The following is a 26,913-nucleotide window of genomic DNA, read 5'->3' as shown; positions in this document are numbered from 1 at the left end:
TCTCATACTATTTGTATGTCTGACAAGCTGCAGAGTGGGGCGCAGAAAATGGATAAGACCGGTTTTCTTCTCCATCCCTTCCGTGACAATGGAATCACAAAATTTTCAAAGACAAAGTACCTTCCTTTATTCCTATAATAAAATGTAGTATTAAGATTTATATGAAGGAGGATTTATGAGAAAAGCCTATCACCTTTTTCTGGCAGCAATACTGGCCGGGGTATCGCTGCTCAGTCTTGCCGCCTGCGGTTCCAAGACCAAAACGGCAGACTTGACTCCGGTCACATTGAATGAAGTGGCCCATTCTATTTTCTATGCGCCCCAATATGCGGCCATTGAGCTGGGGTATTTTAAAGACGAGGGTATCGATTTAACTTTGGTCAACGGAGCGGGAGCCGACAAGGTTATGACCGCCCTCATATCCGGTGACGCTGATATCGGATTTATGGGCTCTGAAGCCAGCATTTATACTTATGCAAACGGCGCAGAGGACTATGCCGTAAACTTTGCCCAGCTGACCCAGCGGGCAGGAAACTTTCTCGTGGGAAGAGAACCGCAGCCTGAGTTTCAATGGGCTGATTTAAAGGGAAAGAAGGTACTTGGAGGAAGAGCGGGCGGAATGCCTCAGATGGTATTTGAGTATATCTTAAAAAAGAACGGCATTGATCCTGCTGTAGATTTAACCATTGACCAGAGCATCAACTTCGGCCTCACTGCTGCTGCCTTTACCAGCAATGATGCGGATTACACCGTAGAATTTGAGCCGTTTGCTACCGGACTTGAAAAGGAAGGCAGCGGTCATGTAGTGGCTTCTCTGGGCGTTGATTCCGGTTATGTGCCTTATACGGCATATAGTGCAAAGAAAAGCTATATGGAGAAAAATCCGGAAATCATACAGAAATTTACCAATGCAATTCAAAAGGGACTGGAATACGTCAACTCCCATTCTTCAGAAGAGATCGCAAAAGTGATTCAGCCCCAGTTTAAGAACTGGGGCTGCAAAATGACAGGGAGGTGCCATGATCAATCGTAGATTTATCACTTACAATTGGGAACTTCTCCACAAGTAAAATAAACGGACAAAAAAGGCTCCCACGATACACGTGGAAGCCTCATAATTGGCCGCTGTTATAAAGATATGCTTATACGATAACCTCTATACAATTGCATGATCTCCCGGTCACTCCGGCTTTGATACAATAAGCATCATTTTAAATCTGTCATTCTCTCCTCTGACAGCATGAGGGATATCGGCAGGCATAACAATGCACTCTCCCTTTTTCACCTGATGATGGTCTTCGCCGATCATCACATCCCCTTCTCCCTCCAGAGCGATTACCAGGGCATCTCCTTCGCAGATGTGGGGTCCTACTCCGGTTCCCTTATCCATAGCCATAAGGGTGGTTGTAAAAAGGCCCCTCTGGACCAGGGTCAGGCTTGCAACCTTATTATCCTGATACCCGATTAACTCGGACAAGGTGTGTACGCAGGCTTTATCCACGTTTTTGATGTAGTCTTTATTGCTCATTTCAGAACCTCTCTTTCTGTCACTTGCGTCAGCCATCTCTCCCACCGATATCTGCAGCAGCCACAAGGCAGCCAGCGCATCAATGGAATGAGGACATCCTGATGGAACAACTATACATTCTCCCGGATTCAGGCAATGTTTGGTCTCTCCTGTCTGTAGCTGCACCTGCCCTTCTATGACGGCATATAAAATATCCTGATGCTGAATGTCCGTGCTGATCCCTTCTCCCTTATCAAAGAAAAATGCGTGAAGAGACTCATTGATACGGTTTATCATCTGCAGGCTTATGACCTGGTGGGGATAAGGTGTGAGCATTTGTTTCATCTCCAAAACAGTTCCCGGTGAAATACCGTTAAAGTGAAAGTTATCTGTCTTTTTTTCCACAGGCTTTTATGACCTCCTTTTTCATTAACTTAAACTAACTAAAGAAAATCATACTATGGTTCTGACATTAAATCCATTGCCATGGCAACAGGGGAGTGAGTTTTACTGGAGAAAGCTTTTATCATGAATCTGGATATACTTTCCTTCAAAGGACAGTATCCCCTCCTGCTGCATCCTTCCCAGCTCACGTGACAGAGCGCTCCGGTCCACGCAGAGAAATTCCGCCAAATCATTTCTCCGGAAGGGAAGCTCAATAAAGCCTTTTTCACTGCATTTTTGCATCTGCAAATATACCTTCACCTTATCCCTCAGCCGTTTTTGGGCCAGAATGCGTACCTTGTGATTTAAAAAATTGGCCTTGCAGGCAAATTCCCGAAGCAGGTTGGTGGAAACCCTCATTTTAAATGGGCAGGTTCCATGCTCCATGGAAAACAGGGAAGAAAAATCCAAAAATAATATTTCACAGTCCGTAACAGCCCAGATCTGCATGGAGCTGTCTCTGGTGTTGGAGCATGCAAGATCTTCTCCAAACATATCTCCCACGGAACAATGATTGATGTTGATCTGACTGCCGTTTTCGCTGTAAAGGGTAAGCTCTACTGTACCGCTCAAAACAATACCGGCAAAATTTACCCGGTCACTGGCCTGCAGGATCATATTTCCTTTATAAAAGGACTTATACCTTGCATGAAGACAGTGGAGTACAGGCGTATATTTGTGTTCAGGAATCCCCTCAAAGCAGCTGCACTGTTTCAGCACGTGGGAAAAACGTTTCGTATCATTTTCTGATATTTGGCCGGGGCTGCTGCAATAATACAGGTCCTGTCTGGTATCTTTCATATTCACCTCCGCGTTGCCACAGCAACAGACATTTGGGTCATAAACATATATTCTTAGTTAGACATTACTAACTATCATTATATAACAAGACCACCCAGGGAGTCAACTCCCTTACGGTACGCCAGGAGGAATGATATGAGTTATATTGGAATTGACTGCGGAACCGCTTCCCTTAAATTCATCTGCCTGTCAGAAACGAATGAGGTCATATGGAAAGGGTACAGGCTTCATTACGGCCGCCTGACAGAGGCTCTCAGTGAAATCATAAAAGAATTTTTAAAACAACATCCTGATGCAGCAGCCTGTCCTGCCGTCCTTACAGGCAGCGGCGGTGCGGCTTTTGCAAAAGAACATACGGGTCTGGCATTTCTGGGGGATATTCCGGCCATTTCAGAGGGAACCCGCCTTCTTTGCCCCCAGGCTGCTTCCGTCATTGAAATAGGAAGCCAGCATGCCCGGTATCTGACCGGTTTGAAGGCAGGCAGACCGCCTCAATTTGCAGTCAATGAACACTGCGCAGGAGGCACCGGCTCATTTTTTGAGGACCAGATGTCACGCCTGGGCTTTTCCCTGGAGGATTATTCGGATCTGACGGAAAAAGCGCTTTCAATACCCCGCATTTCCGGACGGTGTGCCGTATTTGCCAAAACAGATATCATTCACAGACAGCAGGAAGGAGCATCTGTCCCTGATATCCTTCTAGGTTTATGCTATGCAATGATAAAAAATTACAAGGCAGTGATTGTAAAAAACCTCCCTGTAGAGGCTCCTGTTGCTCTCTGCGGAGGAATCGCACATAACCGCGGCGTGATCCGGGCTGTTCTGGATACATTTAATCTCAAAGAAGACCAGTTGCTGATACCGGAAATGTTTCCCTTTGCAGGAGCTATGGGAGCTGCCTTAGAAGCAAAACAAAAGGGAAATGCCCTTTCCCTGCTGGCCTCTGCACTGGAATCCAAGGCCTCAGGTGCTGAAGGCTTACCCCGGCTTCCTGCACTCACTTTGCATGAGGGCACCTGCCTGAAAGATCCTTCCTGTACTCCCCCCGGGCCGGATACTGGATGTGCCCTGGGTATTGACATCGGCTCCACCAGCACCAATCTGGTTCTTATTGATGAAAACGGGGCATTTGTGGATTTCCAGTACCTGCGCACAGCAGGAAATCCGGAACAGGCCGTGAGAACGGGCCTTCAAAATATTGTAACGCGTTTCGGGGAACTTCCCATTCTGGCTGTAGGCGTTACCGGTTCAGGAAGGGAGAGGATCGGAAAGCTGGTAGGCGCCGATGCGGTACGGGATGAGATCACTGCACAGGCCAAGGCTGCTTCTAAGTTCGTTCCTGATGCAGATACTGTCTTTGAAATCGGCGGGCAGGATTCCAAGTACATTTCCCTGAGGGAAGGACAGGTTGCTGATTTTCAGATGAACAAAATATGTGCGGCCGGAACCGGCTCTTTTGTAGAGGAGCAAGCCATCCGCATGGGAATCCCTCTGGCTGAATTCGGGCCTTTAGCCCTTTCTGCTTCATCTCCCCTGGATCTTGGAGAACGGTGTACTGTGTTTATAGAAACCTCCATCGCTTCTGCTTCTGCCCAGGGTGCACGGACTGAGGACATTGCTGCCGGACTGTGCCATTCCATTGTGCGGAATTACATTCACAAGGTGGTAGGAAGCAAACCTGTGGGCAAGAAAATCGTTCTTCAGGGCGGAGTAGCCTATAATCCGGGTATTGTGGCTGCATTCCAGCATTTTTTTGGAGAACGCCTTTTCGTTTCTCCTTATTTCCCTGTCAGCGGGGCTTTGGGAGCTGCAATTTTGGCCGCTGAAGCCATGGAAGGACAGAAAACTCATTTCAGAGGCTATGACCTGCCAGGAGAAGCAGGAGGAGAAAATACAAAGGAACAGGAAGAAACCAGGAAAAATGCTGCCTTTTACAGACAAAGCAATGAACTCTTGTTAAAGGGCTATGACGGAAAACAAGAACCTGGGAAAAAGACGGTGGGAGTTCCTTTTGTGTTGATGATCCACAGGTTTTTCCCCATGGCAAACGCATTTTTCAAGGATCTGGGCTTTAATGTCCTGCTTTCCACTCCGACCAATGAAAACACCATAGAGCTTTCCCAGCAGTATTCTCAGGGAGAAACCTGCTACCCGGTTAAGCTGATCCACGGCCACATAATGGAGCTGGCTGAAAAGAAGGTGGATTATATCTTTTTGCCTTCCGTTCACACCATGAAGCACGAAAGCTCCCGTGTCAGTCACAATTACGGCTGTGTTTATATGCAGACGGCTCCCCGGCTGGTTGCCAAGAACCTGAAACTGGAGCAGCAGGGAATCAAACTGTTAAACCCTGTATTTGACCTTGACTTTGGAAAAGAGGCTATGGCCTCCGCCATGATCGAGGTGGGACAGAGTCTGGGATTTTCAAAACCGCGGTGCATGAAGGCACTTCTGGCAGGGGCCGCCGCAGTGCGGAATTATGGCACAATGGTGGAAAAGCAGGGAAAAGTACTTCTTGATACCCTCCGGCCTGAGGACAAGGTGCTGGTGCTCATCACCCGCAATTACGGAATCTCTGATCCGGTTTTAAACATGGGAATTCCTGAACTGCTGCTGGAACGGGGACATAAGGTAATCACCCTGTCTCACCTTCCGGCTCATGATCTGGATATTTCAGAGGATTATCCTAACCTTTACTGGCCCTTTGGGCAGCATATCCTCTCCGGAGCAAAAATGGTAAAGCACCACCCCAACCTCTATGCCGTCTACTTAAACAACCACGGCTGCGGGCCGGATACCATGATTTCCCATATGTTCCGTCAGGAAATGGGGGACAAGCCTTATCTGCAGATCGAGGTTGATGAGCATTTTTCAAAGGTCGGTGTGATCACACGAATTGAGGCATTTTTAAACAGTTTAAGCAAGCAGCCTGAAAGACCGGTTCCCTCAGGCTTCCAACTGGAAGATGTGCCCGTTAAACGTTCCAGAATAAGCCTTGTCCCTGATCCGGGAAAGCCTTTGTGGCTTCCTGAACTGTCATGGTACTCTCCTCTTCTTTCGGATTATTTTAAAAGGGCTTACGGCGTTGAGGCTCCCATTATGGCTCCAGTGGACAGCACACGGCTGAACCTGGGCCGGGCAGAGACTAATTCCAAGGAATACCTGCCCTTTGCAGCCTCTTTGGGAAGCATTCTTCATCTGGCCTCCAGTGAAAAGGTTCCTTTCCAGTGCCTGGTACCTTCAACGGAAGGTGCAGAAGCCGACGGGCAGTACAGCAGGGCCATTGAGGCCATTCTCTCCCGCCGGGGCCTGGAACATGTGGGGCTGGTGTCTCCTATACTGGAAAGCCTTCCCCTGACCGCTGCTAAGCCGGAACTGCTGTTTCGGGCTATCCTCACCGGGGACTTATTGTTCTGCGCCCCGCCGGATAAGAGAAAGACCCTGCAGCCGGCATCCATTCCTGATTGGGAGGAGCTTATGGCTTTGGCTTCCCGCATCGGTTCTCTTCCAAGAAACGAAATCCGTCTGTCTGCTGTCGGGGTGCCAACCAACTTATTTGCCCTTAATGACGGAGTGCTTCACACTCTGGAAACGGAAGGATATCACTTCCTGTATGCTCCGCTGGCAGAATATCTCTGGTTTTTATGGAATGACTGTGACGAAAATAAGAAACAAAAGAAGCTGTTAAAGAAATTCCGGGAACAGATGGCAGAACTGGGCAAGGCCCTTGGAGAGCAAAACAGCTTTTCCAGAGACTTGGATGGGTTGAAAACCATTGCCGACCAGCATCTTCCGGGCCTTGCGGGGGCTAATGGACGTTACCGCTATGCCAAGGCAAAACAAAGCGCCTTATGGGCAGAGGCTGTACTCACCATTGCTCCAAGATACGAAAATACTGCCCTGGTGTTGGAGATGGCAGGCATGGATTCCCAGGTTCCCCTGTATCATCTGTCCATGGATCATGACTGGGATGAAGCTTCCTGGTCCTCTCTCCGTTCTTTCCTGTATTATGTGGAAAAGGAAAAGGCTGCTGTGTAATTGATAACCACATAAAAGGTGTCCTAAAATTCAATTTAACTTTTGGGACACCTTTTGCACTTAAAAAGGAGCTGTTTTTCAACAAGCTCCTTTTTTCGATTAAATTGCTGCTTTTCTATCCTGTAATAATAGATATAATCTCCTGCCTGATTTCCATCAGCTTCGGAGAGCCTAAATCCCTTCCCTCATAATCCGGAAGGCGGATTTCCTTTACAACCCTGCCTGGTCTTTTTGACAGGATAAGAATTCTGCCTGCAACTGTAAGGGCCTCATCAATCTCATGGGTCACAAACAGAACGCTCTGCCGGTGAGTCCTCCACAGCTTTAACAGCATGGAAATCATCTCATGCCTCAGGCAGTAATCCAGCCCCTGAAAAGGCTCGTCCATCAGCAGAAGATCACCATTGTAATAAAAGGCCCTTGCAATGCCGCACCTTTTTTGCATCCCTCCGGAAAGCTGGCTGGGGTAATATCCTTCAAACCCTTTTAATCCCACCTCATCAATCAGCTCCTGTACTCTGGCCTTATCCTCCGGCTCTCTCACCAACCGGATATTATCCCATACAGTCCGCCAGGGCAGAAGCCTGTCATCCTGAAAGACGCAGGCAACCGAATTCCCAATCCCTTCCATAGAACCGGAATCCGGGGCATCAAGCCTTGAAATAATGTTGAAAAGCGTAGATTTTCCGCAGCCTGACGGGCCGATGAGAGCGACGATCTCCCCGTCGTTAATTTTAAAATTCACTTCCTCCAGAACCGGAAGCTCTCCCATCTTTTTTGAAATGCCCTTAATTTCCACCATTCCACCCTCTCCTTTCCCTGAAAAACCAGTCAATGATAAAGTCAGAAAGGTAAAACAGTCCCACAAGAACTGCAGACCATGCAATGATGCTGTCCGGCTCAATATTCAGCCTGGCCTGTTTGATCATTCCTCCGATTCCGTCACTGGTGGTCAGAACCTCTCCCATGACCGCAATTTTCCACCCGGTACCAAGGGCAATTCGGAATGCGGACTGGAAATATGGGGCAATAGAAGGAAGCACCACATGCCGGAGAGTCTTTTTCCTGGAAAAATGATATAAAAATGCCATCTGCAAAAGCTTTGGATCAATCCGGGTAACTCCTTCGCACACGCTGATTGCAATCACAGGTATGGTGGAAATCACGATGATGAACATGACCGGGCGCCCGTTAAAGCCAAACCAAACCAGGGCCAGCACCACCCAGGAAACAGGGGGAACGGTCTGCAAAATACCGATGATTGGCATGAACAGCCGCCGCAGCCTCCCCACTGCTCCCATGAGAAGCCCCAGACAAAGCCCAGCCCCCACACCTGCTGACAATCCCAGGGCCATCCGCTCCATGGTCAGCCCTATCATTTTGTAAAATACAGGTGTGGAGAAAATTTCTTTCAGCCTGATAACTACGCTTTTGATCCCAGGCAGCACCAAAGGCGGAAAGAACAAGGTGAGGAGCTGCCAAACAGCCAGAATAATTCCCATTGCCAAAAGAAAATCCCATGGTGTTGATTTTTCGGGGATATTATTCCGCCTCATAATAGATACCGCTGTCAGGAATCTTACCGCCAATCATTTTCGGTTCAAAGTCAAAAAGCATCTGATAGAACATGTCCAGTTCTTCTTTGGAATCAACGGCGCTTTTAAATTCCAGACCCATGTTGGGAATGGCTTTTTCTACGACCTTGGCAGGCATTCCTAATTCCTTTTCCGCAAGAACACCGGCTTCTGCTGGGTTTTCATTAATCCACTTGACCGCTTCTTTATAAGCTTCCTGGAAACGGGCAGCCAATTCCGGATTTTCTTCTATGAATTTCTGGGAAGCTCCAAAACCGGCAGTAGGAATCTTGGTGTCTGTTTCATTGACCTTCTGCCACTCCTCTTCAAAGCTGAAAGCAATCCGCAGATTTTCATTTGACATCAGAATCTTAGTGACCTGAGGCTCCAGCAGCACGGCGTACTCAGCTTCTCCGGAACCGATGAGGGAAGCGATTTCCGTGGTAGAACCGTAGACAATATTCACATCAGTTCCCACAGTAAGCCCGGCCTTTGCGATGAAATACTGTGACAATGCGTCTGGCGGGGAGGACTGAAGGGGAACGTAAAGTGTCTTTCCTTTTAAATCAGCCCAGGTTTTAAATTCAGGGTCTGAGGTAATAAAGTAATTGACACCCCAGGTATTTACGTTCATTAAGCGGACATCTATACCCTTATTATACAGTGTAGATACCACGGTAAGAGGGAATGCGAACATGTCATGGGCTCCATCCTGCGTCATGGCGATCAGGGTTTCCGGCTCATTCCAGAGATCCAGCTTGATTTCCACATCATCTCCCAAAGCCTTGCTCTCTTTCATCCTTAAAATAGGCAGTGTGGGCGGAGATGCCGGAACGCCAAGGGTAATGGTGATAGGCCCTGACGCTGCCTCACTGCTTTCGGCAGCCTGCTGGGTAGTCTCAGGGGCAGTACTTGCAGGTGCCTCAGTGGGCGCTTGTGTAGGTGCGGAAGAATTGCCGCAGGCCGCCAGGGAAAGAGCCAGTCCGGCAGCGAATAAAGCAGACAGTATTTTTTTCATGGAAAATCTCCTTTTCTTTGATTTAAGTTAGTTTTAACTAACATTTGGGCATAAAAAAATGACTCGTATGTACTACTATCAGTTTTTATTATAGCAATCTCCTCTGCTTCCGTCTGTTGCTGCTGCAACCAAAATTGATGATTCTTATTTTTTGTCATAAGCCCTTTCTTTTTATGAGACAGGAGCTGCTGCTCCGGCAGATAATTCCTCTGCTTTTGCAACAGCTCCTGTTTTGTCTTTATTACACCAGATTAATATCTTTCAGTTTACAGTTCACAATCCGAAGAAGATTCTTCTCCTTTTACTCCACAGGAAAATACTGTCCCGGCTGCTTCACCGCCCTTCAGCTTAAACTGTTCAACTTTTTCCAGTAAAATAGAAGCCCGGGAAGACATCTCCACACTGGTGGCAGAGTTTTCTTCTGCTGTGGCCGCATTTGACTGAACCACGGCGGAAACCTGATTCAGTCCCTCTCTGATTTGGTCGATGGCAAGAGCCTGTCCTGCGGATACTTCCTTGATTCTGGAAATATTCTCAATGACTTTCACAGTGTCCTCCTCCGCTTCCTGTAAAATCCGGGCGGTTTGTGATGCGATGCGCACACCGTCTTCCACCATACCTGAGGAGGTTCCGATTAAGTCCGCCGTCTGGCGGGCAGCCTCCGCAGATTTCCCGGCTAGATTGCGGACTTCATCAGCGACAACTGCAAAGCCCTTCCCTGCCTCTCCGGCACGGGCAGCTTCTATTGCAGCATTTAAAGCCAGAATATTGGTCTGGAAGGCAATATCTTCAATGACCTTTGTAATATTGGCTATGCTGTCAGAGGCTGTCCCAATGTTGCCCATTGCCTCAGTCAGCTGCTTCATATGCTGATTTCCCATATCCAGCCGGTTTCCTGCCTGCTGAAGCTGTTCTGTGGTAGCTGTCACCTGATCGGAGTTCTCTTCAGCCTGTCTGGCTAACTCTGCCACCGATGCACTCAGCTCCTCCACTGCTGCAGCCTGCTGGGTGGAGCCGGAAGCGAGAACCTGGGCTCCGTCAGAAACCTGTCCTGCACCGGCACTTACCTGATCAGCAGTATCATTGATGATCTTCATGATTTCATTGGTATTATCGATCATATGGTTAATGGCACTGTTCACACCGTCATGTTCACTGCGCACCGCAATGGAAACATCATAATTTCGTTCAGCCAGTTCCTTAAGCACAGATGCCTGCACCTTCATGCACCTGGTCAGCTGTAAAAAAGACTGACCGAGACGCCCGATTTCATCATCAATATTATAATCAATATGAACATTCAGAACGCCTGTAGCCACTGTTTCAGCACTTTGGGTTATTTTCTGAATCGGTTCCATAATAGACCTGGTAATGCGCAGGGAGAGCACAATACCTGCCCCTACTGCTGCAAGGAGAAAGAGGATGATCAGACAGATAACGGCAGTTTGAACGGCAGCTATATCTTCCATCTTCTCATTGAGAAGAAATGCATAACGCTCTTCAATCTGGCCGATCAATGAAATGGTTTCATTGGTGCGGGGCAGGACATTTTCCTGGAATGTATTCATTGCCTCCTGCTTCTTTCCCGCTCCCATGAGAGCAGTGATTTGCTCTGCTTCATTATGTATATAGTCATGAGGCCCCTTTACCTCATTAAATAAACGAACCAGCTCCGGATCATTGGTTTTAGAGGAATCACTTGCCAGCCATTTTCCCAAAGCGCAGGCGGTAGGATCTGTGGCTCCTGTAAAGTCCGAACCAGTGCTCACCGTCATTGTCAGGGAATGGCGCCATTCATAATGAGCCGACAGTACATGGGCCGCATCCGCATAAGATTGGCGGATTGCTTCCTGCTGCCGGGATAAATGGCTTATCCACTGGGTGGATACCAGGCCGATGATGCCCAGAATCCAGCCGATCACCGCGATGATTGCAAATCCACCCATAATTCTTGAACGAAGTTTCATAAATATTTTCTCCTCCACACGTGTTTTAATAACTCTCTTCTGTATTTTCATGATGCATACTGTTATTCTATTATATAAAAAACAAATTGCAACATTTTTCTACAATAAAATTTATCAATACGGGGAAATCATAACTTTATTTTATGTTTTTACGGACCACAGACGGCCAGGCCCTCGGCCCTTTACTTCTATTTTTCCTTCTTTTTTTAGTTCTGCCACTCTTTCAAATACCGTCCGCTCTCCCAGGCCCAGCTTTTCCGCCATCTGCTTTAAGCTGATCTTAGGATTTTCTTCAATCATACGGCAAATCAGTTCTTTGGAACGGCCCATTGCCGTATTGGTATGTTTCAGCCTGTATTGGCTGAGGGGAATTTCCATGGAGTATTCACGGTTTCCAGACTGATTCTTTCCATATTGTTCCATACCTTGCATCTGTAACTGGTCAAAAAAGATTTCCAGACGGTCCTTATAAACAACGATGTGTTTAATGGAATCCATGAAAGTAAAGGCTATAGCCTGCTGTGCGCCTCCGTGCTTTAACGCTTCCTCAATCTTCTTAAGCCGCTTTTCCATGTTACAAACCATATTTCTGCTATCTTCCAGCTCTTTTAAACGGATTTCCAGCTGATTCTTTTCTTTCTTCAGTTTGAAGTCCATTTGCTCATAATGATCGTCAGAAACCTTCCCATCCAGATATTTTTCCAATAATACTTCCTGTCTTTTTGAAATCCTCCCTATTCCTTTTTGTAAGTCAGCTTCATGTTCCTTACCTGCGGTCTCCCCAAGAACCTTTTCCAGTACAGACACGGTTTCTGCAATAAGAGTCTGGTTATCAGGCAGACGGCTAAACGGTTCTCTTGCTGCTGTTCCTAAAACATCAATCAATAAGGCTTCATCAACAGAGGGACCGTCACATCCGTTTTCTATGCTCCCCTCCTTGGGGGAAGAATTTGTACTGCGTCCGAATTTAAGATATGTACTGCATTTCCATTGCAGCACCTGAGTTGATTTATTATTTCTTCTGGATTTATAATACGGTTTCCCGCAGATTCCGCATATCAGCTTTCCGGAAAAATTGTATTTTCCCTTATTTCTACCCTGTCTCTCAGCTTTTTTATCCTCATTTCCAGGTTGAATACGGCTGTCCATAAGGGCATTGGCTGTTTCCCAGTCTTCCCTTGAGATAATTGCCGGAACTGCATCTTCTTTTACCAGCCATTGACCGGGCGGTGTATGTATGGCGGACTTTGTATTAAAATCAAATTTGACTTTATTCATGATCATAGTTCCCATTACCAGAGGATTGCGGATGATCCGCCTGATTGTGCCTTCTCCAATTTCATTTCCCTGACGGTTCCGGTAGCCATGGGAATACAGCAATTTCCCAATAGCTCTTACCCCATATCCTTCCTTGCAATAGTCAAATATCAAGCGTATCATTTCCGCCTCTTCTTCTACAATGACAATTTTCTTTTTCCCATCTGCCTGAACCTCTTTTTTATACCCATAAGTACGGCTGCTAAGCATCATTACTTCTCCCCGTTCCTGGCGTTTGGCATGGGCACTGGACAGCTTCTTGGACAGCTCCCGGGAATATTCTTCTGCCAAAATGGCTTTAATACCAATTACGATTTTGTCATCAGGCTTATAATAGGCCCTGTCCAGATAGAAATACAGCTTAATATCATTTTTGATAATCAGGTCTAAGAGGAGGTAAAAATCAAGGATATTCCGGTTCATCCGGTCCAGTGATTTTGTGACTATGACGTCAAAATTGCGTCCCTCTATCCGGGAGACCATACGCAGATATTCTTTTCTCGTGCTGGTGGTTCCGGTCCGGCCCTCATCTATAAATCTGTCGACCAGATCAAACCCCAGATGTTCTACAGATTCTTCCGCTTCTGCGATCTGCTTATCCAATGAATCAACCTGTGCGTCACTGCTTGTAGAAACCCGGCAGTAAATGACGGCTCGGAGTTTGGGCTGCATACATTTCCTCTCTTAAATCTTTATTATTTCTTTATCAGTTCATCAAATAGCTTCTTTTCCCTTAAATCTATGAGCCCCTGGCGAAAAAGAAAGGCTCCCATCTGCTTCATCACCTGTTCTTTCCGTATTAATGGATGCATTTCTATTTTCCCGGCGTTATCACTGGAATGATCATCAAAATCAGGCATGACTGACTCCCGTGCCTTTTTCCTAATTATATTCCCTCAATTATTTTGCCATGACAGGTCATAAGCTTCTGCATACTCCAAACGGCAAATAAGAGCCGTTTCCCCCATTGAAAATGGAGAAAACAGCTCTTAATATACTCAGTGGAAATGACCCTGGATTAAGCCCCTCTTTTTTTCGAAAATCCCATCAAATCCATTTGCAAGGCAAATATATCCCTTGCCCTCAGATTCTGCAGAGCACCTTCCATAAAATAGGTTTCTCCCGCCTTTTCAACCTTATCCCGCCTCACGTCCTGGCCCCAGATGATTGTCGGCACTCCGTCTCCTGTATGATCTTTCGCTTCGCAAGGGGTGGAATGGTCCGCAGTAAAAGCAATGTAGCAACGGTCCTTTTCAACTTGATTCATAATATATCCTGCCATGGCATCAATTTCTTCAATGATACGGACTTTTTCCATAGGCTGATTGTCATGGCCGGCCAGATCGGTTCCCTTGACATGAACGATGACCCAATCGTAACCTTCCTCTATGGATTGGACAGCTTTTTTTGCTTTCCCCATGATGTCGGTGGTATAACCTCCGGTAAAGGAATCCTGCAAATAGTAATCAAAGCCAACGAGACGGGCAATTCCTCCCACAGTAATATCTCCTGCAATACAAAGCCCCCGGATCCCCACTTTTTTGGCGGTGCTGGGTATGGCATTTAACTGCCCGGGTCCCCTGGTTAAGATCACATTGGCCGGCAGCAGCCCGTTCCTGACCCGTTCCTGATTGACCGGATGATCTTTTAAGATATCCATGGCATTCCTTGTAAATTCCCACAAGTTTTCTGCGGTTTCAGAAGCTTCTTTGCAAACAGGATCTTCGGGGTGAGGAATCACAAGCTTTGCTCCTTCATTGGCAGTGCCTACGTCTGTGGGAACAATGGCTGCAGACAGCCCCTTTCCGCGTAGAACCACTGCCACCCTGTGTCCCGTCAGCTCTTTAACAAGAACGGTGGTGCCATCCTTAAGGCACATACCGGATAATGCTTTCGCTAATTCCGCAGTTCCCTCCTGAATTCGTCCGGCTCTCCGGTCGATGACTATGCTTTCTTCGTCAACAGTTCCAAAATTTCCGCGAAAGGCCACATCACCTTCTTCAAGCTCTATGCCTCCGCTTAAGGCCTCCAGCGGGCCTCTGCCGGGATAGTACTGATTGGAATCGCAGCCAAAGATTTCCATATGACCCACATCAGTGCCAACGGGAACCCCGGGAGAAATGGGATAAACATTTCCTGTACTGCCCTCTCTTGCCAGACAATCCAAATTAGGTGTATTTGCGTATTCCAGAGGAGTCAGACCATCCAGTGCCTTTACCGGACGGTCCCCCAGCCCGTCGGAAATGATTAATATGCCTTGTTTTTTTCTCATATAACAGTTCTCCTTTTCTCCGCTTATTTTTTGACAGGCTTTTTAAGCAGGTCCAGATTGCGGTACATATACCCGGCTGACAAAACAACAATGATGACCCAAAGAAAAATTGAGGAACCTTTTTTTTGGATGAATACATTAATTGCAAGCTTTGATTCCTTGCCCGGGGAGACTTCTCCAAAATCGTATCCTCCGAATGTATATCCCTCCTCACTGGTAATGGTGTAAGGCTTTTTATCCGAATAGTCCACAATATTGAGAAGCTGTTTTTCTTCGGGAACAGCAATTTTCATCCGGTAAGAACCGATGGTTAAGGGAGTGGCATTCTTAACCTTAAAGGAAAGCTCCTTGGCATTGCCGGGATAGGTATCTCCCAAATCCGCATCTTCCCCTTCATAGAAGCCCTTCCCTCGTAAAACAACCTGAAAAGAAACCTCTGTTTCCTTTTCATCGAACATTGCCAGATAATAAGTCTGATCTCCGTTGGTTTCTTCCTTGATATCTTCTGTTGACAGCGTACCTGAAATGGCTTTTACCGATTCTATGTCTGCGTCTTTCCATATGGGAAAAAAGACTTCCCCGGAACCATTTGTTTTGGCATTTATGGTTTGGGTGATGATTCCGTCTTCTCCATCAGGCGTTATCTTATCCTCCATAGAGGTCACTTTACCGTCATCGCCTGCATAGGCAATCTGTGCCGCTGCCAGTGTGAAAAACAGACATGAGCATAAGATATATGAGAATTTTTTCATTGTTTTCATACAGTTTTCTTCCTTTCTGTTAATATCTGCAAGTAAATCCGGTTATACAAGCCCGATGACTCGGAACCACGTCAGAGAGGCAATGATCATAAGGACCCATTTAGCAATCAATACCAGTGTACTATAAAGAAGCTGCTCAAGTATATTGAAAAAACCGGTATTATAATAGATTAAGTTAACTTTGCTGTGAGGCGGCAAAGTAATGGTGTCGGAAATACAGAATGCAGCCGGAAGAGCCAGGGCCACCGGATTGATTCCTGTTGCATTTGCTATGCCGATGATGGTTGGAATAAGTATAATGGTCCGCACTGTCTTGGATGTAAATATAAAATGGCTGAAGCTGGCAATGAGCATGACGATGGCAAATATAACAGTAAAGCTCATATTCTCGATACCAAGATGGGCAAACAGGGAGTTAAGCCCCCAGGCTGCCACTCCGGTTTCATCCAGTGCCACACCGGCTGCATAGGCTCCGCAGGCGAAAATCAGCAGGTTCCAGGAGATCTTGGCTTCTTTCCATTTCAAGATGCCCAGATATGGCATGAAGAACAATGCCGCCGATAAAATGGCCACCATAACAAGGCTGAGCTGAAACCCAAATATGTGAATCTGCTTGGTGTCAATGGCCCATAAAGCGATGGTGATTGCAAAGATGACCAGTGCTTTCTTTTCAACCAGGCTCATCTTTCCAAGACCTTTACGCTCTTCTTCCAAAAGGCTTAAATTGATCCTGGCATTGGAAGAAGGAATTTTAAAGAGGATCTTTCCTATAAAGAAAGATGCCAGCAGCGTCAGGATGGTAACCGGGGCGGAGGCAAGGAACCAATAGGACCAGGAAACATTTTGTCCGGTCAAGTCCTTAATAAAGCCTATGGCCATGATCTGTGCACTGGTAGCGGTTACAATAGCCCCTGTGGACAAGTTGTTGGATTGAATTCCCTGTAAAGCCAGAAGTTTTCCCAGATTATTCTTAGGGTCATTAATTGTAGTTCCAAACGCTTCGATAACCAAAATAACAATAGGGAACATCATTGCCGCCCGGGCGGTTGTGGAAGGTACCACAAAGGCAATCAGGAAGTTGGTGGCTATTAAAAGCAGCAGTATACTGTTTGTGCTTTTGCCGAATCTGGCTATCAGGTTTAGAGCAAGCCGTTTTGCAAGGCCGCTTTTTTCCATACCTGAGGCAATAATAAAGGCTGCAAAGGTCAGCCAGATAACCTCATACCCCAACACGCCCATGGCTTTTTCCTCTTCCCAGACGCCAAGGAGGGGAAGGGCTACAATGACCAGCAGGGAAACCGTGTAATTGGGGATGCTTTCCGTAACCCATAGAATAAGGGCGGTTAAGAATACCCCCAGAGCCATTTTTCCCGCATAAGACAAACCTATGGGCACAGGAGTGGAATAGAAAAGTCCGAATACCACCAGTGCAATTGGCAGACCGAAAAATTGCATTTTCAGTTCAAACGGACTTTTAACTTTTTTTACTTTAACTTCCTGCTTTGACAATGTTGCTTTTACTTCTTCATTCATGGAAATATCTCCTTTCTTAACAATATCTTATTGTGTGGCTTAAGTGTAAAATTTTTATTAAAAAAAGTACAACAATAGATTTTTATATGAAATCAATTCTCAGGAAGGAATCCGGAAAGAAATAGAGGTTTTTATAAATTAATTTTATAGGTTTGGATATAGTGTCCTCTAAATAAACATAATTTGACACTAATTTGTAAATTTTATATAATTTCCATAAATTTATTTTATGGAAAAACATGAAGGGAGCACAATCATGAATCTGGAAACTCTGGAAACCTTTCTTAAAGTCGCCAGAAACCATAGTTTTACCCAAACTGCCGCAGAGATGTTCTGTTCCCAGGCAGCCGTTTCTATACGCATGAAAAGTCTTGAAAAATATTTTGAGGCCGCATTATTCGAAAGAGATAATAACAGGATAGGATTGACAAAAGAGGGAAAACTGCTGCTTCCCTATATAAAAACAGTGATGGAAACCATGAAAAGCGCGGAAAAGGAACTCTATGCCTCCCAGAACTTAAAAAACCGGGAAATACGCTTTGCCTGTTCCAGTACTCCGGGAACCTATATCTTTCCCCCCATCATTTACGCATTTACTGCCAAATATCCCTTTGTTAACATTGTAAATCACGTGGAATACACACACAAGGTCTTTGAAGATATTGAAGCCAAGGTCTTTCCATTGGGATTTGTGAGCCAGCCTTTTCCTCCTCAGAAAGAAAACCTTCTGTATGAGGAATTGATGGACGATCCCCTGGTCTTTTGCGCCTCTGCGGAAAACCCCTTAAGCAAAAAAAGCGAAGTTACATTAGAAGATCTGGTAAAAGAGAATTTGATGACCACCAATCCCCGTTCGTCTATTATAAAATATTTGGAGCTTGGCAGCGGCTTAAGCTTTCCAAAAGAGAACATACAGGCCATCGGCAATATTGAAGGGGTTAAAAAATGTGTGGTGGATAACAAGGGAATCGGAATACTGTCGGCCCTGGCTATTGAAACAGAACGGAAATACGGAGTAATCAAAGTGCTGAAAGTCCATCCCCCCTTAGGCCTTACCCGGAAGATTTATGCGGTTTTTCATAAGGACCAGCCATTATCCTTTCCTGAGGAAATATTTCTTGATTTTGCAAAGAATTATGTGGCAGACTTATCATAATGCATCCCCTTTTCAAAGAAACCGATGCAGCCACCATTGCTACTATCATCGAGCGCTACAAGTCCCAGGACACCTGGAAGGGAGACACTGTTTTTGAGAAAGAGAGCTTTGAACTTCTGGAAAATATTCTGGAGGAATCAGGCCAGTTAAAAGAGAGGGTTCCCTATGAGGACCTGGTAGTAACCACTTATGCTGAAAAAGCAGCCAAGTAAACTCTATCTTTTTTAATCCTCCCATCAGTGGTATAATGAAATTGCAGGGCCGCCTTTGCTGCGGTCCTGTAATTTTATATATGATTGGAGTGACGCTTATGAATATCGTACTTTTAGAATCTCTGGGAATTCCGGACAGCCTTTTGAATGAATGTGCAAAGCCTTTGATCGAAGCCGGACACAGCTTCACCGCCTATCCAAAAAGCACAGACCCTAATGTTCAGATCCAGCAGGCCGCTGAGGCAGATGTGATCATGATTGCCAACATGCCTTTGTCAGGACAGGTTATTTCTGCCTGTGAACATTTAAAATTTATTGATATTGCTTTTACAGGAGTGGATCATGTGGATTTAGAGGCAGCAAAAGCAAAAGGAATCAAGGTCAGCAATGCCGCCGGATATTCCACTGAGGCCGTGGCTGAACTGACTCTCTGCATGATGCTTTCTCTCCTTCGCAACGTTCCCCAGGTGGAAGCCCGGTGCAGGGAAGGAAAGACAAAGGACGGTCTTGTAGGCTGTGAACTTATGGGAAAGACAGTAGGCATCATCGGTGCCGGAACCATCGGCACGAGAGTTGGAAAGCTTTGTGATGCCTTTGGCTGCAAGGTCTTAGGGTACAAGCGCGGTTTGACGGGAAATGAGCCTTCTTTTATGGAGTTTGTCACTCTTGATGAGCTGCTGTCACGTTCCCACATCGTCAGCCTTCACTGCCCTTTAACGGAAGATACCCGTCATTTAATTAATAAAGATACCATTGCAAAGATGAAAAAGGGAGCTTACCTCATCAATGCTGCCAGAGGGCCTGTTGTGGATTCTCAGGCTTTGGCAAATGCCTTAAATGAGGAGTATTTATCCGGCGCAGGAATTGACGTATTTGAGACAGAACCGCCTCTTGATACGTCCCATCCCCTGCTTCACAGCAAAAACACCCTTGTCACTCCTCACGTTGCCTTTTCATCTGCCGAGTCCATGGAGACCCGTGCGAGAATCGTATTTGACAATATTTCAAAATGGCTGGAGGGCCGCCAGACAAATGTAATCCTTTAATCTTCTGATTTCCCAAAAGAGCCTTGACCCAATTTCAAATATGTTGTAGACTAGTGGATGGTCTAACCGAACAGTACCAACGCCTCCGGGCGTTTGGTACTGTTCTTTTCTAAAGAAAGATTGAGGTACAAATAATGAAACTGATTTTGAGCTACACATGGAGATATAAAAAATATCTTATTCTCAGCCTTTTGGGAGTGGGGGGATTTGTTTTAATTCAGATGGGCGTTCCCACCCTTCTTAAATACATCATCAATGATGCCCTTTTAGGGGACAAGCCGGACCTGCTTTGGAAGATCGCTCTGCTCATGCTGGGGATCGTCATTGTGGGCCTGGGCGGGGAGCTGTGTATGGCCTATGCCAATACCCGCATTGCCACCAATGTCATACGGGACATCCGCAACGACATGTTCATTAAAACACAAAAGTTTTCTCATACGGAATTTGACCAGTTCAGCGTGTCATCTCTTATTACAAGCACCACCAGCGACGCCTACCAGATCATGATTTTTGTCCAGTCCATGCTGCGCAGCGCCATTATCACTCCTGTTATGACTGTCAGCGGCTTTATCTTAATACTGACCAACAACCCGCAGATGTTCTGGATCATACTGGTTGCCCTTCCCCTGCTGGGCGGCGGCGTTTACTTAATCAGCCACACTTCACGCCCTTATTCCGAGGCCCAGCAAAAGGCCCTGGATAAAATCAACTTAAACCTGCGGGAAGGCTTATCCGGACTCCGGGTCATCCGGGCCTTTGGCAATGAAAACTTCCAGGCAGAACGTTTTGATGAGGTAAACCAGGAATACTGCGGAGTTTCCAAGAAAGTATTCCGGATCGTGTCCTTTGCACAGCCAGGATTTTATCTGATCTTTAACGCCATGATCGTATTGATCCTCTGGATTGGCAGCCAGGCCATCGGGCGGGGTACATTGGACGTAGGAACCTTAAACGCTTCCATAGATTACGTGTTCCACATCCTGTTTTCCTTCCTGATGCTGGCCGTACTATTTATCATGTACCCTCGTGCCTCTGTATCAGCCCAGCGAATCAGCCGGGTTTTAGAAAGCACTCCTGCCATTTCGGAAAACCTGGAACATGGCGTAACTGAAACCAGCGAAAAAGGAACCATCCGGTTTGAAGATGTGACTTTTGCCTATGCGGGATCAGACGAACCTGTTCTTAAAAATGTCAGCTTTACTGTAAAATCAGGACAGACAGTGGCATTTATCGGCAGCACTGGAAGCGGAAAATCCACTTTGATCCAGTTAATTCCCCGCATGTATGATGTGTCAGAGGGAAAAATACTTGTGGACGGTGTGGATGTGCGGGACTACAATATCCACACTCTGCGGCAGAGAATCGGATTTATTCCACAAAAGGCCCAGCTTTTTACCGGAACCATCGCACAGAACTTAAGGCTTGGCAGGCCTGATGCCAGCCAGGAAGATTTAGAGAAGGCGGCTGAAATTGCCCAGGCCAGGGAATTTATATCACAGAAGGAAAGCGGCTATGAGGAATTACTGAGTGAAGGCGGAAGCAATCTCTCCGGAGGCCAGCGCCAGCGTCTTGCCATTGCCAGGGCCATTGTAAAGAATCCGGAAATCTACATTTTTGACGATTCCTTTTCTGCCCTGGATTATATGACGGACTTACAGCTTCGCACCCGCCTGCGCCAGGAAATCACCGATGCAACTATTCTGATCGTGGCCCAGCGAATCGGAACCATCCGCCATGCCGATAAAATCATCGTGCTGAACGAGGGTCAGGTGGTAGCGGAAGGCCGCCATGAAGAGCTGCTTCACAGCTGCGGCATTTACCGGGATATCGCCGTTTCACAGCTTTCTGAGGAGGAATTGGGATGAACAAAACACAACTGAAAAAAATAGGCCGTCTCATACAGGTCTGTATGAGCGCCAACAAATACCTGTTTATCTTACCTGTTGTATTTACGGTGATAGGCAGCATTCTCGGCGCTCTTAACCCGTTTCTCATCGGACTTGCCATTACGGAGCTGAGCCGCAACATCAAAGATATGGCAAACGGAGTATCCGGTGGGGCGGTGAACTACTCTTACATTTTGCTCATTGCAGCCGGTCTGACCATATCGGCCCTTGTGCGGCAGACCCTGACCTATCTTGCCAGCTATTTACTAGCAGGAGGCGTTCAAAACAGCTTTAAGGATCTTCGTACCCGCATCAGCCAGAAGATGAACCGTCTCCCGGTGTCTTACTTTGACAGCCACCAGCAGGGAACTGTGCTGAATACGGTAACCAATGATGTGGACACTGTGTCCAATGCGGTGCAGCAAAGTCTTTTAAACATGGTGTATTCCATTACCAGCATTATATCCACCTTTGCCATGATGCTTTATATTTCCCTTCCTTTAGGGTTATTGTCCATGGTGATGATTCCAACCGCACTTTTCATCTCCCGTTATATGATGAAGCGCTCTCAGGGTGAGTTCTTAAATATGCAGAATACCCTGGCTGAGTTAAACGGGTATATTCAGGAACGTTATACAGGCTTTTCTGTGGTCAAGCTTTACAATTCGGAACAGGATACCATCAGAAAGTTTCAGGAAATCAACGGTCGGATGAACAAGGCCGGATTCCGGGCCAATTTCACCTCTTCCCTGATCGCTCCTATTATGGAGCTGCTGATTAACCTCACCTATGTGATCATGGTGCTGCTGACCGGATATGCGGTGCTGCTTTCGGGCATGGCTTTGGGCAGTATGCAGGCCTTTGTACAGTACATCTGGATCGTTTATGAGCCTATGGGACAGTTAACCCAGCTTGCACCTGCAGTTCAAAGTGCCACGGCTTCCATGGAACGGATTGTCACCTTTCTGGAGGAGCCTGAAGAGAGCCAGGAGCAGCGCCGGATTGAAACCCTTGACACAGATCAGTACAGCGGGCTGGTGGAATTCTCCAACGCCCGTTTTTCCTATACCAAGAACAAACCTCTCATCAAAGACTTTTCCCTCACAACAAAGCCGGGGGAGAAAATTGCTATTGTGGGAGCTACCGGAGCAGGAAAGACCACCATTATCAACCTGCTCATGCGGTTTTACGATGTGGATGGCGGAGATATCCGCATAGACGGGGAAAGCATTTACGACATGAGTCGCAGTGCGGAACGCTCCTTATTTGGCATGGTGCTTCAGGATGCATGGCTTTACCACGCCACCATTGCGGAAAACATCCGCTTCGGAAAACTCGATGCCACTGACGAGGAAGTCATGCAGGCGGCCAAGGACGCCAATGTCCACCATTTTATCCAGACCATGCCCGGCGGGTATCAGATGATGATCAATGAGGAGGGAAGCAATGTTTCCCTGGGACAAAAGCAGCTTCTGACCATTGCCAGGGCCCTCCTTGCCAATCCCCGTATTCTGATTCTGGATGAGGCCACCAGCAGTGTGGACACCCGTCTGGAAATGCTGATACAGGCAGCCATGAGGCGGGCCATGAAGGGCCGGACCAGCTTCGTTATCGCACACCGCCTTTCCACCATTAAGGATGCGGACCAGATTCTGGTCATGAATAACGGTGACATTGTGGAACAGGGTACCCACCAGGAGCTTTTGGAGTTAAAGGGAACCTATGAAAAATTATACAACAGCCAGTTTGCCGAAGGCTGAAACCAAAAACACCGGACAGCCTTTTAAAAGGTTTCCGGTGTTTTTCATTGTCTTTATTCTGTTACGATATTCTCCAGCCACACTCCTTTTTTCAAAAGCACATAACCAATGATGCATTTGACAAGCTCCGCTGACTGGCAGATGAAATAAACCCCAATAGTGGGAATCCCGGCAGTCCTGCTTAAAAAGAATGCGGCAGGAATGCTGATTACCCAGACAAATACGCTGTCAAATAAAAAGGTAATTACAGTCTTCCCTCCTGAACGAAGGACGAAGTAGCTGGCATGGGTAAAAGCATTCAAAGGCATACAAAATGCAGAAACCAGTATAAAGCCGCTTGCCAGATTCTTTACCTCCTGGCTTGTCTTATAAATAGAAGGAAATAAAGGAGCAATAACCGCCATAGCCACTCCTATTACAAAACAGCTTGCTACGGAAAAGAAAATCATTTTTCCTGCGCTGTCCTTTGCCTCCTCCATCTTTCCCGCTCCTAAAAGCTGGCCTACCACCACTGCCACCGAACTGCCCAGGGACATGAATACAATGTTGAATATGTTGGAAACCGTACTGGATATGTTCAGTCCTGCAATGACCTCAAGGCCTCTTATGGAATAACACTGCATAATGACCGCCATTCCTCCTGCCCAAAGGGCCTCATTGATCATAAGAGGGGCTCCTGTCCGGACAATCTGCTTCACCAGCCTCACCGGAATGAGAAGGTTTTTATATGCTCCCTTTGCAAACGGATTTTCACTTGCATGGGCATGGACCCAGAAAGTCATGATTCCGCATTCCACATACTTGGCAATCACGGTTGCAATAGCCGCTCCCTGGACTCCCAATACAGGAGCGCCGAACTTTCCAAAAATCAGGATATAATTCAATCCTCCGTTGACAACTACGGCCGCACTTGAGGCTGCCATGGGAATTACGGTTTTTCCCATCTCCCTGAGACTGCTGGCATATGCCTGGGAAATTGCAAAAGGCACCAGCCCTATCATCATTATGGCCAGATACTGCCTTCCAAAGTGCAGGGTGTCTTCAATGCTCCCTCCTGCTTTTCCCTCATGGAGATATAAGGAAATCAGCTCTGTCTGAAAGCCGTACAAAATAAAAATTCCAATAAGGGACATAAGAATGCAGAAAATGATCTTAAACCGAAAGGAATTTCTCATCCCTTCATAATCCCCATTCCCATAAAACTGGGTTCCAAATATGCTGGCTCCTGAAACAATTCCAAAAATACAAAGATTGTATACAAAGATCAGCTGATTGACAATGGCAACGCCTGACATCTGTTCCGTTCCCACCTGACCGACCATAATATTATCCAGAAGATTGACAAAATTCGTGATTCCGCTCTGTATTATGATAGGAACCGCAAGCACCAATACCATTTTATAAAACTTTTTGTCTCCAATATATCGTTTCATAACTCCTCCTCTGTTTTTTATGCCTTCCGGCATGATACTCCGGCAAATTATATCACAGTTTCTCCCTTCTTTGTATAGAAACCGGCAATAAATTTTTTCTTTTTTTCCAAAATCATGCAATTTATGCACTTCACTTCCTCATGTTTGGCTTGCTATTTTAACATTTTCCAGTTATAGTAAATACCATATTAAAAAAAGATGTCACTTTTAACATTCATACAAAGAGGGGAGAACAAAATTATGAATTCAGAAACCTTGCAGATCTTAATTGCAATGACCGCCTATATGGCTGTTGTTATTGGAATCGGAGTTGTATTTGCCCGGAGAGCCAACCAAAGCTCAGAGGATTATTTTTTGGGAGGGCGCAGCCTGGGTCCGTGGGTGGCAGCAATGAGTGCCGAAGCCTCTGATATGTCAGGCTGGCTTCTGATGGGTCTTCCCGGCGTGGCTTACTGGTCCGGCCTTGCCGATGCCTCCTGGACGGCCATTGGTCTTGCCGCAGGCACCTACTTAAACTGGCTCATTGTTTCCAAACGTCTGCGCCGTTACAGCGTAAAGGCAGGAAACTCCATTACATTGCCGGAGTTTTTCTCCAACCGCTTCCATGAAGAAAAAAAGGTGATTATGACCATATCGGCCCTTTTCATCCTAATATTCTTCACGGTTTATGCATCAAGCTGCCTTGTGACCTGCGGAAAGCTGTTTTCCACCTTATTCGGCGCTTCCTATATGTCCATGATGATTTTAGGAGCCGTATTCGTACTGATCTACACCATTTTAGGCGGCTTTCTGGCTGAAAGCGCTTCTGATTTCATGCAGGCCATTGTTATGATCATTGCTTTGACCATAATTGTAATCACAGGCACATATGCCGCAGGCGGTCTGGAAACTGTGGTGGAAAATGCCAAAGGCATTCCCGGCTTTTTCCAGTTCTTCGGAATCTCTACTCCAAAGGTAGATGCAGGCGGAATACAGATCATTGAAAATGGAAGCCCGATGTTCGGAGAAGCCGCAAGTTACAGCGTGATCACCATACTTTCCTCCCTTGCATGGGGTCTTGGCTATTTTGGAATGCCTCAGGTCCTGCTGCGCTTTATGGCCATCCGGTCTGAGCATGAGCTTACAGATTCCCGGCGCATTGCCACCGTATGGGTTCTCATTTCCTTAACTGTTGCCGTGTTCATTGGAATCGTGGGCAGATCCTTGTATCCCACAAGCCTTTCCACTGCTTCGGAGTCTGAAAATATATTCATTCTCCTCTCCACCAGCCTGCTTCCGCCCCTTCTCGCAGGATTTGTTATGGCCGGTATTCTGGCTGCCACCATCAGCTCCTCGGATTCCTATCTGCTGATCGCAGCCTCCGCTGTGGCAAAGAATATTTACCATGGCCTGTTTAAGAAAAATGCCGGAGACAAGGAAATCATGAATGTTTCCCGTATCACTCTTCTGGTGGTGACAGCCATTGCCATCCTCATTGCAATGGATGAGAACAGCGTCATATTTACCATCGTATCCTTTGCCTGGGCCGGCTTTGGCGCCACCTTCGGCCCACTGATGCTGTTTTCTCTTTTCTGGAAGCGCATCAACCATACCGGAGCTGTTGCCGGCATGGTGGGAGGAGGAGGCATGGTGTTCATCTGGAAGCTTTTAGTCCGTCCTCTGGGCGGCGCCTGGAACATCTACGAGCTTCTTCCCGCATTTCTCTTCTCCTGCGTTCTCATCGTGGCAGTTTCTCTTCTCACTCCGCCGCCTTCTGAGAAACTGCAGGCAGAATTTGACGAGGTCAGTAAAAAAATATGATAACGGAATGGCTGCAGGCTTACCTGCAGCCATTTTTTGTTCCTTTTTCATAGCTCATAATAGGGGTTCCGCTGCATATTATAAAATAAATGCTCCGTTCATATCTGGACCTGGAGGATGAAATATTGGAAAAAGTCCTGGATAACAATTTTTATGACCTGATTATCAATAATGTCTCCATCCCCTCCTATGATACCGGAGACAATATTACCATGCTCAATTTCAGGCACTCCCTGCTTCACATTCCCGTAGGTGATGGGGACCCCTGCGTTCTGGGCCAGTATCCCTATCACAGCTTTCCAAGTCTATACATTCCCACCGCTACCATCAGCATTGAAAAATCAGGCATCGGAACAGTTCAGAGAAACCCGTTCTTAAGCCTCTTCGG

At 46.5% G+C, this 26,913-nt stretch carries 19 protein-coding genes and 3 pseudogenes; 9 read left to right on the top strand and 13 right to left on the bottom strand.

The features are described from left to right. Window positions 1-175 precede the first annotated feature (175 nt). Window positions 176-988 (top strand): annotated as a pseudogene (locus tag V7M78_RS20420) (ABC transporter substrate-binding protein); the annotation flags it as partial. Window positions 989-1,180: 192 nt separating this feature from the next. On the opposite strand, the gene V7M78_RS20415 reads toward V7M78_RS20420, so the two are convergent. Together V7M78_RS20415 and V7M78_RS20410 are read right to left on the bottom strand one after the other, a co-directional pair. After that, the gene (locus V7M78_RS20415; RefSeq protein WP_333652547.1) at window positions 1,181-1,912 is read right to left on the bottom strand and encodes a cupin domain-containing protein; all 732 of its coding nucleotides are present in this window, start codon (window positions 1,910-1,912) and stop codon (window positions 1,181-1,183) included. A gap of 102 nt (window positions 1,913-2,014) precedes the next feature. After that, window positions 2,015-2,752 carry a Crp/Fnr family transcriptional regulator gene (locus V7M78_RS20410; protein WP_333652545.1) on the bottom strand — a complete coding sequence of 246 codons (738 nt, stop codon included), beginning with the start codon at window positions 2,750-2,752 and terminating at the stop codon, window positions 2,015-2,017. A 135-nt stretch (window positions 2,753-2,887) separates the two neighbouring features. On the opposite strand from V7M78_RS20410, the gene V7M78_RS20405 reads away from it, so the two are divergent. Further along, a complete protein-coding gene (locus V7M78_RS20405; protein WP_333652543.1) occupies window positions 2,888-6,790 on the top strand; it encodes an acyl-CoA dehydratase activase in 3,903 nt (1,300 codons plus the stop codon). 115 nt (window positions 6,791-6,905) lie between these two features. Here the strand turns inward: V7M78_RS20405 and V7M78_RS20400 are convergent, their stop codons facing one another. From V7M78_RS20400 to V7M78_RS20355, 10 genes are all read right to left on the bottom strand, one after another. Continuing rightward, window positions 6,906-7,592, bottom strand: coding sequence for an ABC transporter ATP-binding protein (locus V7M78_RS20400; RefSeq protein ID WP_333652540.1), 687 nt, complete (start codon window positions 7,590-7,592; stop codon window positions 6,906-6,908). After that, window positions 7,579-8,346 carry an ABC transporter permease gene (locus V7M78_RS20395; protein ID WP_333652537.1) on the bottom strand — a complete coding sequence of 256 codons (768 nt, stop codon included), beginning with the start codon at window positions 8,344-8,346 and terminating at the stop codon, window positions 7,579-7,581. Before V7M78_RS20395 ends, V7M78_RS20400 begins: the two co-directional genes overlap by 14 nt. After that, window positions 8,333-9,382, bottom strand: coding sequence for an ABC transporter substrate-binding protein (locus tag V7M78_RS20390; protein ID WP_333652535.1), 1,050 nt, complete (start codon window positions 9,380-9,382; stop codon window positions 8,333-8,335). Before V7M78_RS20390 ends, V7M78_RS20395 begins: the two co-directional genes overlap by 14 nt. After that, on the bottom strand, window positions 9,379-9,540 hold the full coding sequence (locus V7M78_RS20385; protein WP_333652532.1) for a hypothetical protein: 162 nt from the start codon (window positions 9,538-9,540) through the stop codon (window positions 9,379-9,381). Before V7M78_RS20385 ends, V7M78_RS20390 begins: the two co-directional genes overlap by 4 nt. A 108-nt stretch (window positions 9,541-9,648) precedes the next feature. Then, entirely contained in the window at window positions 9,649-11,349 is a 1,701-nt protein-coding gene (locus V7M78_RS20380; protein WP_333652530.1) for a methyl-accepting chemotaxis protein, read from the bottom strand. A gap of 141 nt (window positions 11,350-11,490) precedes the next feature. Next, on the bottom strand, window positions 11,491-13,338 hold the full coding sequence (locus tag V7M78_RS20375) for a recombinase family protein (RefSeq protein WP_333652527.1): 1,848 nt from the start codon (window positions 13,336-13,338) through the stop codon (window positions 11,491-11,493). 23 nt (window positions 13,339-13,361) lie between these two features. Next, window positions 13,362-13,526, bottom strand: a complete 165-nt coding sequence (locus V7M78_RS20370; protein ID WP_333652524.1) for a hypothetical protein — start codon at window positions 13,524-13,526, stop codon at window positions 13,362-13,364. 158 nt (window positions 13,527-13,684) lie between these two features. Beyond that, complete coding sequence (gene apgM / locus V7M78_RS20365) at window positions 13,685-14,938, bottom strand: 2,3-bisphosphoglycerate-independent phosphoglycerate mutase (RefSeq protein WP_333652522.1); 1,254 nt, start codon at window positions 14,936-14,938, stop codon at window positions 13,685-13,687. Window positions 14,939-14,961: 23 nt separating this feature from the next. Beyond that, the gene (locus V7M78_RS20360; protein ID WP_333652520.1) at window positions 14,962-15,699 is read right to left on the bottom strand and encodes a hypothetical protein; all 738 of its coding nucleotides are present in this window, start codon (window positions 15,697-15,699) and stop codon (window positions 14,962-14,964) included. Between the two features lie 42 nt (window positions 15,700-15,741). Further along, window positions 15,742-17,232 carry an SLC13 family permease gene (locus V7M78_RS20355; RefSeq protein ID WP_333652517.1) on the bottom strand — a complete coding sequence of 497 codons (1,491 nt, stop codon included), beginning with the start codon at window positions 17,230-17,232 and terminating at the stop codon, window positions 15,742-15,744. 256 nt (window positions 17,233-17,488) lie between these two features. Between V7M78_RS20355 and V7M78_RS20350 the strand changes: the two genes are divergently transcribed. The 5 genes and pseudogenes from V7M78_RS20350 to V7M78_RS20330 all read left to right on the top strand — a co-directional run bounded on the left by V7M78_RS20350 (window position 17,489) and on the right by V7M78_RS20330 (window position 23,292). After that, the gene (locus tag V7M78_RS20350) at window positions 17,489-18,388 is read left to right on the top strand and encodes a LysR family transcriptional regulator (RefSeq protein ID WP_333652514.1); all 900 of its coding nucleotides are present in this window, start codon (window positions 17,489-17,491) and stop codon (window positions 18,386-18,388) included. Next, window positions 18,388-18,600, top strand: a pseudogene (locus V7M78_RS20345) (ABC transporter substrate-binding protein); the annotation flags it as partial. The gene V7M78_RS20350 and the pseudogene V7M78_RS20345, both read left to right, overlap by 1 nt. Before the next feature lie 98 nt (window positions 18,601-18,698). Next, window positions 18,699-19,646, top strand: coding sequence for a 2-hydroxyacid dehydrogenase (locus V7M78_RS20340; protein ID WP_333652511.1), 948 nt, complete (start codon window positions 18,699-18,701; stop codon window positions 19,644-19,646). Window positions 19,647-19,780: 134 nt separating this feature from the next. Then, on the top strand, window positions 19,781-21,511 hold the full coding sequence (locus tag V7M78_RS20335; RefSeq protein ID WP_333652509.1) for an ABC transporter ATP-binding protein: 1,731 nt from the start codon (window positions 19,781-19,783) through the stop codon (window positions 21,509-21,511). After that, window positions 21,508-23,292 (top strand): ABC transporter ATP-binding protein, encoded by a 1,785-nt coding sequence (locus tag V7M78_RS20330; protein ID WP_333652506.1) that lies wholly within the window; start codon window positions 21,508-21,510, stop codon window positions 23,290-23,292. The genes V7M78_RS20335 and V7M78_RS20330 overlap by 4 nt, the downstream gene beginning before the upstream one ends. Before the next feature lie 53 nt (window positions 23,293-23,345). Here the strand turns inward: V7M78_RS20330 and V7M78_RS20325 are convergent, their stop codons facing one another. Continuing rightward, window positions 23,346-24,725, bottom strand: a complete 1,380-nt coding sequence (locus V7M78_RS20325) for an MATE family efflux transporter (RefSeq protein WP_333652504.1) — start codon at window positions 24,723-24,725, stop codon at window positions 23,346-23,348. A gap of 240 nt (window positions 24,726-24,965) precedes the next feature. Here V7M78_RS20325 and putP point away from each other — a divergent pair, with 240 nt between their 5' ends. Together putP and V7M78_RS20315 are read left to right on the top strand one after the other, a co-directional pair. Next, entirely contained in the window at window positions 24,966-26,525 is a 1,560-nt protein-coding gene (gene putP / locus V7M78_RS20320) for a sodium/proline symporter PutP (RefSeq protein ID WP_333652502.1), read from the top strand. 125 nt (window positions 26,526-26,650) lie between these two features. Next, a pseudogene (locus V7M78_RS20315) lies at window positions 26,651-26,913 on the top strand (S8 family peptidase); the annotation flags it as partial.

This window comes from Lacrimispora sp. (assembly GCF_036758025.1).
Lineage (GTDB): Bacteria > Bacillota > Clostridia > Lachnospirales > Lachnospiraceae > Lacrimispora.
This window is presented reverse-complemented; position numbering and strand designations above follow the sequence as displayed.